Annotated in this window: 11 protein-coding genes; all 11 read right to left on the reverse strand. The window is 35.4% G+C overall.

Annotated features, from left to right (window positions below; all coding sequences use genetic code 11):
• Positions 1–294: 294 nt before the first annotated feature.
• Positions 295–1,290 (reverse strand): 3-dehydroquinate synthase II, encoded by a 996-nt coding sequence (locus AB1422_11000; GenBank protein MEW6619842.1) that lies wholly within the window; start codon positions 1,288–1,290, stop codon positions 295–297.
• A 125-nt stretch (positions 1,291–1,415) separates the two neighbouring features.
• Complete coding sequence (locus AB1422_11005; GenBank protein MEW6619843.1) at positions 1,416–2,177, reverse strand: hypothetical protein; 762 nt, start codon at positions 2,175–2,177, stop codon at positions 1,416–1,418.
• A gap of 15 nt (positions 2,178–2,192) precedes the next feature.
• On the reverse strand, positions 2,193–2,747 hold the full coding sequence (locus AB1422_11010) for a Uma2 family endonuclease (GenBank protein ID MEW6619844.1): 555 nt from the start codon (positions 2,745–2,747) through the stop codon (positions 2,193–2,195).
• A 74-nt stretch (positions 2,748–2,821) separates the two neighbouring features.
• Positions 2,822–5,302 carry a mannose-1-phosphate guanyltransferase gene (locus tag AB1422_11015; protein MEW6619845.1) on the reverse strand — a complete coding sequence of 827 codons (2,481 nt, stop codon included), beginning with the start codon at positions 5,300–5,302 and terminating at the stop codon, positions 2,822–2,824.
• A 181-nt stretch (positions 5,303–5,483) separates the two neighbouring features.
• The gene (locus tag AB1422_11020) at positions 5,484–5,708 is read right to left on the reverse strand and encodes a hypothetical protein (GenBank protein ID MEW6619846.1); all 225 of its coding nucleotides are present in this window, start codon (positions 5,706–5,708) and stop codon (positions 5,484–5,486) included.
• The gene (locus AB1422_11025; GenBank protein ID MEW6619847.1) at positions 5,705–6,316 is read right to left on the reverse strand and encodes an HNH endonuclease; all 612 of its coding nucleotides are present in this window, start codon (positions 6,314–6,316) and stop codon (positions 5,705–5,707) included. Before AB1422_11025 ends, AB1422_11020 begins: the two co-directional genes overlap by 4 nt.
• 5 nt (positions 6,317–6,321) lie before the next feature.
• Positions 6,322–7,116: a site-specific DNA-methyltransferase gene (locus tag AB1422_11030; GenBank protein MEW6619848.1), complete on the reverse strand. Its 795-nt coding sequence runs from the start codon at positions 7,114–7,116 to the stop codon at positions 6,322–6,324.
• Between the two features lie 44 nt (positions 7,117–7,160).
• Positions 7,161–8,093 (reverse strand): 16S rRNA (adenine(1518)-N(6)/adenine(1519)-N(6))-dimethyltransferase RsmA, encoded by a 933-nt coding sequence (gene rsmA / locus AB1422_11035; protein ID MEW6619849.1) that lies wholly within the window; start codon positions 8,091–8,093, stop codon positions 7,161–7,163.
• 19 nt (positions 8,094–8,112) lie between these two features.
• Complete coding sequence (locus tag AB1422_11040; protein MEW6619850.1) at positions 8,113–8,673, reverse strand: Uma2 family endonuclease; 561 nt, start codon at positions 8,671–8,673, stop codon at positions 8,113–8,115.
• On the reverse strand, positions 8,670–9,755 hold the full coding sequence (gene pdxA, locus AB1422_11045) for a 4-hydroxythreonine-4-phosphate dehydrogenase PdxA (protein ID MEW6619851.1): 1,086 nt from the start codon (positions 9,753–9,755) through the stop codon (positions 8,670–8,672). Before pdxA ends, AB1422_11040 begins: the two co-directional genes overlap by 4 nt.
• A gap of 308 nt (positions 9,756–10,063) precedes the next feature.
• Positions 10,064–12,502, reverse strand: coding sequence for a diguanylate cyclase (locus tag AB1422_11050; GenBank protein MEW6619852.1), 2,439 nt, complete (start codon positions 12,500–12,502; stop codon positions 10,064–10,066).
• Between the last annotated feature and the right edge of the window lie 177 nt (positions 12,503–12,679).

A 12,679-nucleotide genomic window follows, 5' to 3' on the forward strand; every position in this document is an offset into this window, starting at 1 on the left:
TGGAAAACAACAAATTTCCATAAATTTCTATTAGTTTCTATTAATTTCAATTTTTTTAATAATATCTCCCTATCTCCTTAATCTCCACATCTCCTTTTGTTACACCACCTGAACGCTTACAAATTTTTTTAACCACAAAGATCACAAAGAGTTTCACAAAAGAGTCAAAGATTTTTGAGAGAATAAATTTTTCCCTTTATTTCTTTGTGTATTCTTTGTGTACTTTGTGGTTAATTTCAGAGACCATTTAATTTTCTTCGTGTCCTTCGTGTTCTTCGTGGTGAATAGTTACACTTATTTTTCAATTATAGTTTCATCTATCTTCATCCCAAAATGTCTTCCAGCATCTTCCTGGTAGGCTAATACTTCACTTCCTTCTTGTAGCGAAACAATGGAGATAGGACTTCCATCTGGTGTGCAAAGTCTGATAGTTTCTGCATTTTGGAGGATTAAAGAAACTATTTTTGAATTGATTTTTCCTTCTAACAACATCAATGGTCTTTTTTCTATCTTTATTCTACCAACAATGGCTGATTGAGTTTGTCCTGTTGAATTAACAATTAATACTTCATCACCTGTTTTTAACTCGGATAAATATTTAGTTTTACCTCCTGGTAGAAGTGTATAGGCATGGACAGCGCCGGCATTAACCCTGAAAGGTCTGGGTTCGACATAAGGATTTTCAACACTCTCTGAATGGACTAAAAACATTGCACCTGAAGAATTCCCGGCTAACATCCCTTCTCCTTGCTTCATATTGGTACAGGTATCAATACAAACCCTGTCTCCCATTCCCAGAGGTTCTATTTTTGTAATTTTTGCAATGGCAATCTCTAATTTCTCTTGAGTATTTTTGATTAGTTGTGCACATCTTTTTATCTCATTTAAATCGGTTGTCTCAAGCAGAACACCCGCAACTCCTTTTTCTAATATTTGAATAGCGATTTTTGTCTCTTTTTCATTATGAACATAAGCTATTAATCCGGCAGGATTTTGAGCAATTAAATTCTCTAATGGGATAATTGTCCAATCGTTTGTTTTAATAATAAGTGTTTTGGATTTTGACAACTTAGCGGCGGTTTCTTCATCCTGTTTATTATTGATTTCAAACTCAACGACATCTTCATTTAGTTTCAAATCACCATTTTTAGAGATAGTTTTAATTTTGCCCAATTCCTTTACCTTTTCCTCAAATCCTTCTTCAACCCAAATAGCATCTACGCCACTTTCTAATGCAGTTGTCACAACCGCTTTATTAAACGGAATAGATTTTAGCCAGATAGTTTTCATTTTAGATTCTCCTGAAAATAGTTAATTAGAGATTAGAGAATTAGTGAATTAGAACCTGCACTCTTGCTAATCTCTAATCTCTAATCTCTAATCTCTATGCCCGATTTTCATCCTCCTCGTATCATCTATTCTTTTGTTTCATATTTGTAGACCTTTGGTTTAAAATCAACCTTATTTTTTAAAACCATGGTATCTTCTTTTAAAGACAAAAGATAAAATCCTTCTTTTTCTGCAATCCTTACTGCATCATGGGATGGATTCATATAGGCAATTGCACCAATTACTGGTAGATCATTGTATTTAGGAAAGAATTCATAGAAAGAGGAAATGTCTTCTAATGCGTCGTTTATATCTCTTGGTTCAAAATATGTCTTTACCTCAACTATTATAACATAGTCCTGGTTTTCTCCCCTGGCTATGCTTAATAGGTCTAATTCTAAGGTATTTCCGTTCATATGAGAAAGAGCCCTTGGAAAGGTTTGGATAATCTTTATCCCTCTTTTTGAAAATGCCTCTGTTAGAGATACAAGTGCCATACCCTCTGTTAATCTTCCCCAACCATCTGATATGCCTGCTACCAATTTCCTTGTTTTTTCAAACTCTTTATCTGTCTTCTTAAACATAGCCCTTAATTCCTCATCTGTTTTTTTAAGTTGCTCATCTGTTTTTTTAAGTTGCTCATCTGTTTTTTTAAGTTGCTCATCTGTTTTTTTAAGTTGCTCATCTGTTTTTTTAAGATGTTCATCTGTTTTTTTAAGTTGCTCATCTGTTTTTTCTTGAGCCTTTTTGAGGGTTTCTTGAGATTTTCTAAACTCTTCCTGGCTCTTTAAAAGTCTTTCTATTCTTCTATCTACATTATCAAGTCTTTGTTCAACCTTCATAGCCATTTTATATCACCTCCATTAAAATATCTCTTTAAGATTAAAATTTAGCCCTTTGATTAAATTTGATTTAACCACATCCCCTATTTTATAAATGCCCGTATCTTCATACAACTTGCCTGTATGAGAAAATATCTGGAGTGTTTTTTTATCTGCATCTAATAGCCAGTATTCCTTTACTCCATAAGTTTCATAGAGTCTCTTTTTTAATAGTTTATCCAAATTTTGGGTATAAGGAGAGGTGATTTCAATAATTAAATTGGGTGCACCTTCAATATACTTGTCCTTGATTATATTCAGATTCTCTTTAGAGATAAAGAATATATCTGGTTGGACAACATCTTCATCTGAAAACAGAACATCACAAGGTGCATAAAATACCTCCCCTAATTTATTAATTTTAACAAATTGTTGTAGAATTTCAAATAATTTGGCTGATATCCTTTGATGATAAGGAACTGGTGCTGGACTCATATAAACCTCCCCCTGTATTATTTGATACCTTTTCCCGTCATCCGGGAACTGAACATAATCCTCGTATGTCCATTTTTCTTCTTTTGTAGCTAAAATTGGCATTGCTTTCCTCCTCAAAATAGACTATAGACCATAGACTAACTTACCTCCTGTCTACTACCTACTACCTACTATTTTTATCCTCTTTCTTTAAATTTATTAATCTTCTGGATATATTCTGTGGCTAATTCTTCGCTTTTTTCTTTCGAGCCTGCCTCAGCATAGACATGAAATAGTGCCTCATCCTGGTCTGGTAATAGCAAGACCCAATCCTTTCGGCGATATATTTTAATGCCATCAATCAATTCGATATGTTTATCTTTAACCTCTTCCATTATCCATCGCATTAAACTCCCTTTTAATTCCCAGGGACAGGAGATTCTTTCATGATGGACATAGAATGGTGGGATAGAATCGACTACATCACTTAATTTCATTCCTTTAGATGATAGAAACTCAAGTAATTTCAAACTGGAAACCATACCATCAAAACACTGTTGAAATTGAGGGAAAATGAATCCCCCATGTCCATTACTAATCATAATTAAATCTTTATCAAAGATTTTTTCTTTATAAGTAGTTTTGATATATTTAATTCGGTCTTCATTCATCTGGGCAATAATCCTGGTGGCTGTGACTGGAATACCAATTTTTCCTTCTTTAACCGTCTCGCAAGCCAATTTTGATAATAAGGCGACATTTAAGTTAGCAGGAATAATTCTACCTCGGTCATCCACCAGGAAAATTCTTTCAGCCTCCTGGTCAAATAAAATTCCAAGGTCTGCATCAAGTGTCAGGACAATATTTGATAATTGTTTTAATGCCAAAGATATACTGGCGGGTGTGTTAATTACTCTTTCTGGATCCGTATAGGCATTGAGGGCAATGACATCACAGCCTAATCCTTCTAAAACCGTTGGAAATACTGTTGAGATACTACCAAAGCCGTAATCGATGATAATCTTAAATTTAGATTGAGCGATTAAACTAGCATTAATCACATTTGATAATCCTTCTCGATAGCACTCGATTATCCGATAGGGGAAGGATATTACTCCTATTTCTTCTACCTTTGCCCTTCGGAAATCTTCGCGGTAAAAAAGTTGTTCAATGGCTTTTTCTTTAGTCGCGGAAATATCTAATCCAGAGGTTTCAAAGAAGCGAATTTCTATCATTTTAGGGTCGTAAGAGGCACGAGCAATATGTAATCCGCCGTGTGCATTCAAGATATTACTCTGGAATCGGGCAACAGGCATAGGGATAACACCCATATCCCAGACATTTATTCCTACGGATAAAATCCCGGACATCAAGGAGCGATTTATCATTCTGGAGGTTTTATGTGCATCACGGCTGACAATAACATCTGCATTTTTAGCCAGAGATGCGGCATAAGCAGCACCGAGGCGACAGGCAAATTCAGGTGTGATTTCCATATTGGCTAATCCCACTACTCCACGACTACCAAATAAACTCCGTGTCCATTTCTCACCCCAGATAAGGCTTGTCGATAATGTCACCCCATCTTCTACGATTTTATAAGGCCACATCTTGACATTTGTTCTTATAATACAATCACTTCCAACAACACAACCATCTCCAATTATTGCCTCTATTTCTAAGAATGAGCACTTTTTGATATAAGATTCCTTTCCAATAACATTTTCTCGTAATTCACAACTATTCCCGATATGAACACCATCCCAGAGAATAGAATTGGTAATTATTGAATTTTCTTCAATAATACAATTGTCTCCAATACAAGAATTAGTAATCTTCACCCCTTCTCCTATACTACAATGCTTACCAATAATAACATTGCCTTCAAGATTTACTCCATCGGCGATTATGGAATGCTTATCTTTCCAGATATTTTCTTTTTTCTCACCACAAATCTCAATATTTACCTTTTGGGTTAAAACATCATAATGTGCCAATCGATACTCGGTTAAATTACCAATATCCCTCCAATATCCTGTAGCAACATATCCATAAAGTGGAGAATTTTCGGCAAGTAATTTAGGAAATAAGTCCTTACTAAAATCAAACATCTCCCCTTCAGGAATATCTTCAAGAACCTCTGGCTCCAATACATATACTCCCGTATTAACTGTATCTGAGAAAACCTCTCCCCAGGAAGGTTTTTCGAGGAAACGCTTTATTCGACCTGTGTTTGAATCAATAAGGGTGATACCATATTGTAAAGGATTGGTTACCGCGGTTAAGGTAATTGTGGCGATAGCCTTTTTTTCTTTATGAAATTTAATAATAGATTTTAAATCAAAATCGGTCAAAACATCCCCACTAATAATCAAAAATGGTTCTTTATTCAGATGTTTAGCCGCATTTTTTACACTGCCTGCTGTTCCAAGATCTTGAGTCGCCGAGACATAAGTAACATTTACCCCAAATTTCTCTCCATTCCCAAAATAATCCATAATTATCTCAGGTTGATAATAAAGGATAACGACAATATCCTTTATCCCATACTTTTTCAAAAGAGAAATGATATGTTCCATCATAGGTTTATTAGCCAAAGGAACCATAGGTTTGGGGATATTGCAGGTAAGTGGTCGCAACCGCGTCCCAAAACCACCAGCCATAACTACACCTTTCATTGTCTTATCCTCCTCTCTGTTATTTTTGATTTTTGATTGTAGATTTTATAATTAACTAATTGCTAAAAGCGATAGGGCAATTTCATTTACTCACCTTTTGCATGATTATGAGATACTTGAATCCCCTTAAGTAAAAATTATATATCCTTGCTCTTTCATGCCAGATTGGTGTATTTGATGACTATCTTGTCTCAAAATTATCAATACCCCAAGCATGACATTTTGGACATCCGATAGGTTCACCCACATAAGCCTCTCCATACCCCATATTTTTTACCCAGTTTGGTGTTTCACTTATATATTCAGGTTCTTCCGCATTTGTAGCCATACAGTAGTTATAACTGTTAATCTGAAACACTAAAGAATTTCCCTTATAATTACAGTTTTTGCATTGGTATTTTGTCATTTCTCTTCCTCTTTTTGGTTACCGTTAGGTCCTGGTATATGGCTATTGATACCATATTTATTGTAGCATTCAAACAAGCATTTACAAAAATTGATTATTTTCTTATCACCGACTTTAACTGCTTGTTTGTACAAATTAATAAAATATCTTTTACCTCCTTCAGTTTGAGAGAAATTTTTCTTACGGAGGTTGCATTCCATACATAATGTTTGTCCATTATCAATAGTATTATCTCCACCTTTATCTTTTGGTTTTATATGGTCTGCACATAACTCAACACCTTCATATCTACCACGACCACATAGAACACATTTATAATTATCTTTTTTAAATATTTCTTCCTTCACTTCGGGCGGGAAATCGAAGAGTTCAATTTCCTTTATATAATCAGGTTCGTATCTGTAAACTCCCTTTTTGACTTTTATTAGTTTGCCTTCTTGATGAAATTTACGGATTTGACGCCAGGTATCACGGGGCTTTTTGCCATACAATTTTAGATATTGCTTTTCAACCCAGTCAACAACTGGTCCATGCTCTAAATCTTTTTTCGAATGTTTGCGGAAATATTCCATTACTAAATCCGCGATGGTTTTTATTCTATCACCCATTAATTTTATTCCTCCAATTCTAATGTAATCTGGTTTATTTTTGCTTCTTTTATAAGCCTCTGTTTGGCAATTTCACAATAATTTCTATCAATTTCAATACCAATTCCATTTCTATCTGTTAGAACGCAAGCAATCAAGGTAGAACCGCTACCCAAAAATGGGTCAAGCACGATGTCATCTACAAAAGTAAAGAGTTTTATGCACCTTACTGGAAGATTTACAGGAAATGGTGCAGGATGCCCAATTCTTGTCTTGCTTTCACCCATAAAAGTCCAGACACCATTTGTCCATTCCATGAATTCTTTCTTAGTGATATCTGATTTTTGCGTTCCACTTATTTTTTTCCACTTTTCCTTATACAACACAGCAATCATTTCAACAGGTGCAATAACATAAGGTGCGGTTGCAGAAAGCCACGAACCCCAGGCTGTTCTTCTTGATATATTTTGCTCATTCCATACAATTGTCGAGTGATATTTAAAGCCCACTTTTTTGGCTATTGAAATAATATCAGCATAAACACTTTGTTGACCACCTTTATTTTTGTCAAGGGGAATGTTTAAGCAGAACCGCCCATCTTCTCTTAAAAGTTTATATGCCTTCTCAAGCCATTTATAAGTAAATTCAAGATAAACCTCATAAGGAATTTTATCATCATAAGCGTTGTATCTAATATCTACATTATAAGGTGGGGAAGTCACAATTAAATCTATCGAGCCTCCTGTGATTTCATCAGAAATTAAGAAATCATCATTATATATTTGTATATTTTCTGCTTGAAAATAAAGTTTTTCATTCATTTTAATATCATCATTTTTTTTCAACTAACCCACATTCCAATACATTAGCTACTATCTGCTGTTTCTTTTAGAAACTCGCTTACCCTTCCAAATTCTGCTAAGGTTAATGTTTCTCCTCTCCTTTTGCTATCAATCCCTAATTCAGCCAGGGCTTTGGCTAATTTATCCTTACTCATACCAATATCTGAAATGGCATTAATTAGCATTTTTCTTCTCTTTGAAAAGGCGGCTCTAACTACTTTAAAGAAAAATTGCTCATCCTTTACTGATATTGATGGTCTGTCTAAGATATTTAACCTTAAGACAACTGAATCTACCTGTGGCTGAGGGTAAAAACATTGCCTGCTTACCTCACATATTCGTTCTACATAACAATGATATTGCACCAGAACAGATAAGGCACCGTAGATTTTTGTCCCTGGTTTAGCCAGGATTCTATCCCCAACCTCTTTCTGCACCATTAAAATTAATGTTGAGAAGTTCTCTTTTGCCTCAAGGAGATGTCCAATCACAGGCGTTACAATATAATAAGGCAAATTGGCTACTACCTTTATCTTCTTTTCTGCTGAAAATCGGGGCTCGGGACTCGGGACTCGGGACTCGGGAGGAGTCTGTCTTTTGTCCTCTGTCCTCTGTCTTTGGTCTTCTCTATCTAACACTTCAGACAAATTTACCTTTAAAATATCCTCCTTTATTACCAAAACATTTGTATATCCCGCTAATTCTTGATTGAGAATATTTATCAACACCGGGGCAATTTCAACCGCAATAACCTTTGAGACTAACGGGACTAATTGACTGGTTAAAATACCAATTCCGGCGCCAATCTCTAAGACGGTATCCTCTTTCGATAATTGCGCCGCTGAAATTATTTGCTTAAGTATCCCTTCGTTCACAAGGAAGTGTTGTCCTAATTTTTTTTGGGGTCTGATATTGTTTTGTAATAGTATTTTCTTCGTATCATCAAGTAAAGACATTATTTGCACCAATACATCGTTAAAATACTTCACCAACTTTAAAATGAAAATCCTCTAATAGGACTGAAGAAAGAGTATCTTCGGACTTAAAGATACCATAAGTTTTATATCTTCCTTCTTCTAAGGTCAAAACCTCTATCTCTTTTCTATTTGCGTCAACTAACCAGTATTCTTTGACACCACATCTTTCATAAAGCCTTTTTTTCGTAATTCTGTCCCTCTGGGCAGAGTTTGGCGAGATAATCTCTATCAGTAAATCCGGTGAACCTTGTATATTATCTTTTGTAATGATATTGAAATTTTCTTTTAAGACAAAGATAATATCTGGTTGAACAACATCTTCGTTACTTAAAACAACATCACAAGGGGCATCAAATACCTCTCCTAACCCTGATTTTTCTAATACTTGCATAATTTTAAATTCCATTCTTTTTGAGATTCGTTGATGCCATACATTTGGTGCTGGTGCCATAAAGAATTCACCTCCAATCAATTCATACCGATTGTCAGAGTCTATATCCCAGGTAAGATAATCTTCGTAGGTAAATTTTTCTTGTTTTGGCATAGTTGCTGTAGTCATTGCTTTCCTCCTTTTATCTTTGCCATTTTTGCCGCCAATTTAATTGCCTCTAATATACTTGTTGGATTGGCTATATTTTTCCCGGCAATATCAAATGCAGTGCCGTGGTCAGGTGAGGTCCGAATTATAGGCAAACCAATCGTTACATTTACGGCATCATCAAAGGCTAATAATTTTAAAGGAATAAGTCCCTGGTCGTGATACATTGCGATGACGACATCAAATTCACCTTTGACGGCACGATAAAAAACAGTATCTGGCGGATAGGGTCCTCTGGCGTTAATCCCTTTGCGTTGAGCGACCTCAATCGCCGGGATAATCTCTTTTTCCTCCTCTTTGCCAAATAACCCTCCTTCGCTGGCGTGTGGATTTAATCCAGCTACGGCAATTCCTGGCTTTTTTAGTCCAAAATAATCCTTAAATGCAGATTGAGTTAATTTAATCGTGGTCAAAACCTTTTTCCTTGAAAGTTGCCGGATTGCCTTGTATAAAGGGATATGAATACTTACCAGAACAACCTTCAAAGAATGACTTACAAACATCATCGCATATTGGCGTCTATGGGTTAAGTCCGCCAAAAAATCTGTATGTCCGGCGAAATGAAATTCTGCTTTCTTCATTGCCTCTTTATTTATCGGTGCGGTTGTAATCGCCTGAATTTCATTATCCAGAGCTAGATTAACTGCTTTTTTTATGAATTCTATAGCCGCCTTACCAGTTGTTCTGCTTATCTTCCCAATCTCTAATTCATCTAATTTAATATTATCTAAATCAAGACAATCAATCGTTCCAAACTGAAATTTAGCCTCTGATACATCTTGAATAGAATTAATCTTTAATCTGTCCTCAAAATTGGGGCTCGGGGCTCGGGGCTCGGGACTCGAAACTCGGGGTTCGGGAAAAGTCTGTCCTCTATTCTCTATCCTCTGTCTTCTGATTTCTGCTAACAATACCTTCGCATCACCAATCACTATTGGGCAACATTCCTCATAAATAGAAGGCATATTTAATGCCTTAATAATTACTTCAGGTCCAATTCCTGCGGCATCACCCATCGTGATACCAATAATCGGTTTTCCCATATCACCTACCTATTGTAAGGTAATCGGTAATATAGCAGTTATTAGTCAAAATTTTACTCAGAGTGGATAAGTAAAAAATCCCAAATCCCAAGCACCAAATCTCAAATAAGCACCAAATTCCACATACCAAAAAGCGAATTAGAGATTAGTGAATTAGAGATTAGATTTTACTAATTCGCTAATTCGCTTAATTCACTAATTCACTAAATGGAATTTGGAATTTGTGATTTGGAATTTCAGAACCCTATTTATGTCAAATTTCGATTAATAAGTGCTATAATGGTCACCGATTACCTGATTATCTTCCTCTACGGCGTATATAATATTACCTTATTTCTCCCGCGTTGTTTTGCCTCATAAAGGGCTTTATCTGCCTTGGCTAATAAGTCTTTTTCTGTTTCTATGCCGGGATTTGGATATGTAGAAACCCCCAGACTGGCAGATAATTGATGTGGGGTGCCTTTGACAAATTCAATACTATTATTCGCAATATTAGCCCGAATAGATTCAGCAATTGAAAAGGCCGTATTTTGGTCTGTCTCTGAAAAAACAACCGCAAACTCATCTCCACCAAATCGAGATAAAACACCTTTGTCTTTAATAGTGTCTTTAATTATATCCGAGATAGTTTTAATCAGTCGATTTCCCGCCTGGTGACCATAGGTATCATTGACATGTTTTAAGCGGTCGAAATCAAGCATCGTCAGGGATACTGGTTTATTATATTGTTTAGCAAAGGCAAATTCTTTTTGCAAATACTCTTCAAAATATCTATAATTATAAACCTTGGTTAATTCATCTCGTTCGGCTAACTCTCGTATCTTAGCAAATAACCTTACTTTTTCAAGTGTTTCTGAGATTTGATTGGCAATAATCGTTAATAATCTTCTTTGTAATGGACTAAATGCATCTTCATTAAAACTGTTGAGTGCTATAAGTCCAATTATTTCATCTCGATGAGTTAAAGTGGCCATAAGTGTAGATTGAAACCGCTCTATTCCTACCCAGAATAACTCGGATGAGGTTCCTTCAGCTGTATGGTAGATTATTTTAAATTCTTTTTGGGGATATATCTCCGTCCATTTTTTCTCCACTCTGTTTTTGACATCCTGGATACACTCCGCATTTATAAAGCAAACTTGTTTTATCTCACTGATGATACGGTTATCATCTACAAGCAAATATGTTCCGGCATGATAATTAAAAAACGGTTGAATCTTATCCAATACCCAGCCAAGTATCTCCTGGGGCATCTTCATTAAAGGAATCTCACGAGAAATACTGTATAATATCCCTAATTCTTCTGTTTGTGCTTCTAATTCTTCCTTTTCTTTGATTAATTCCTCCTTTTCTTTTTCTAATCGCTCTTTTTCTTTAATGAGAGTGTCTGTTTTCTTTGCCTTTTCTTCTAAGTTGGTCTTTTCTTTCGCCAGGAATATTTTTTCCTTTTCTAATACTTCTATTTCTTTTAATAATTTTTCTCTATCTTCTTCTTCTTCTGATACCTTTAGTTTTTCTTTCAGAAGCTCTTGTTTCACTCTAATTAATTCTTCTTTAACCCGTATCATTTCTTCTTTTTCTTTTAATTGGGTTTCTATATCAACCTTTTCTTTTATAAGTTCTTGTTTTGCCTCTTCTATTTCCTCCTTTTCTTTTATTTCCACTTCAATTTCTTCGGTAACCTTTTCCTTTTCCTCACTATAGTATTTCTTAGCATTTTTAACGGCAATCGCCGCATGACCACAGATTATCGAGAGTAGTTTCAAGTCTGTTTCATTAAAAGGTCTTCTTGTTTTCATATTATTAACATTGATGATACCAATTATTTCAGTGCCAATTTTTAAAGGGGCTGAAATTAGAGATTTAGTGTAGTATTTCGGGGAGCTTTTCTGGACATGAAATCGTGTATCTGCTGTTATATCACCGACCAGCAAAGGCTCACCTGTTTTAGCCACATAACCTACCACACCTTTACCAACCTGTAATTTAGTTTTGGAAATATGTTCCTCATCCAGACCAATAGCGGCTTTGATAGTTATATCCTCTTTATTATCTTCAACTATCATTAATGAGGCAATTTCAGCGTTCATTGCCCTTGCTGTCAAATTCACTATCAATGGGTAAAGTTTCTTTGGTTCTAAAGTCAACATTAGACTTCGAGATTCTTCAAAGAGTTTATAAAATTCCGAGATGGCTTCAACTTCACCTTCTTTGCTGGATAGTTGTTGAAGTTTTATCTTTGAATCTATGGCTAACTGGGTCAACATAGCAACTAATTCTACATCCAATTCTAATCCTTCAACCGTTGTGGATGGTATTTTACTCAGGCTATCGGCAAAGGATTTTGCGTCTAAATTAAACTTTTTAATTACCTGGGCATAGTGTTCATGTTTTAAACTTGCATTTACGACCTGACAGCCACCAATTACGCCAATTAATGTTGAGTTACTGATTATTGGGCAGGTAGCCCCTAAAAATCCTGCATGACAGGGAAATACCGTAGAAACCTTATTATCCTGAGCATATTGAATAGAAGCAAGCCATGTTTCCTCACATTCCTTCTTGCCTTGTGGGGTAGTATAAATCATCCGACAATGTGGTTTCCAGTGTTCTTCACGAAATACAGATTTCCCTTCATTATTAACTATCCAGGAATAAGATAACCCTATTTTATTGAGTAAAACCTCTTTGGCTACAGTCCATTCTCGACTTTCTACAAAAGTTTTTAAAATCTCATTATAATCCATTCTCTCCTCCCTCCTTTACTAATTTTGGAGTTAATTCGGCAATCCAAAATCGTAACTATTCACCGCAGAGACGCGGAGACACAGAGAAAAAATTAAAATCTATTGGCTATACGCTTAATTCCATCTCTTAGAACAGAAACATTAAAATTGATCAATAAACCTATCCTTTTATTCATC

The sequence above is a fragment of the bacterium genome (assembly GCA_040757115.1).
Classification (GTDB): domain Bacteria; phylum UBA9089; class CG2-30-40-21; order CG2-30-40-21; family SBAY01; genus JBFLXS01.

Coding starts and splice junctions, on each gene's coding strand:
- AB1422_11050 (MEW6619852.1), bottom strand. CDS start 12,502: ATGGATTATAATGAGATTTTAAAAACTTTTGTAGAAAGTCGAGAATGG.
- pdxA (MEW6619851.1), bottom strand. CDS start 9,755: ATGGGAAAACCGATTATTGGTATCACGATGGGTGATGCCGCAGGAATT.
- AB1422_11030 (MEW6619848.1), bottom strand. CDS start 7,116: ATGAATGAAAAACTTTATTTTCAAGCAGAAAATATACAAATATATAAT.
- AB1422_11005 (MEW6619843.1), bottom strand. CDS start 2,177: ATGGCTATGAAGGTTGAACAAAGACTTGATAATGTAGATAGAAGAATA.
- AB1422_11025 (MEW6619847.1), bottom strand. CDS start 6,316: ATGGGTGATAGAATAAAAACCATCGCGGATTTAGTAATGGAATATTTC.
- AB1422_11010 (MEW6619844.1), bottom strand. CDS start 2,747: ATGCCAATTTTAGCTACAAAAGAAGAAAAATGGACATACGAGGATTAT.
- AB1422_11040 (MEW6619850.1), bottom strand. CDS start 8,673: ATGACTACAGCAACTATGCCAAAACAAGAAAAATTTACCTACGAAGAT.
- rsmA (MEW6619849.1), bottom strand. CDS start 8,093: ATGTCTTTACTTGATGATACGAAGAAAATACTATTACAAAACAATATC.
- AB1422_11015 (MEW6619845.1), bottom strand. CDS start 5,302: ATGAAAGGTGTAGTTATGGCTGGTGGTTTTGGGACGCGGTTGCGACCA.
- AB1422_11020 (MEW6619846.1), bottom strand. CDS start 5,708: ATGACAAAATACCAATGCAAAAACTGTAATTATAAGGGAAATTCTTTA.
- AB1422_11000 (MEW6619842.1), bottom strand. CDS start 1,290: ATGAAAACTATCTGGCTAAAATCTATTCCGTTTAATAAAGCGGTTGTG.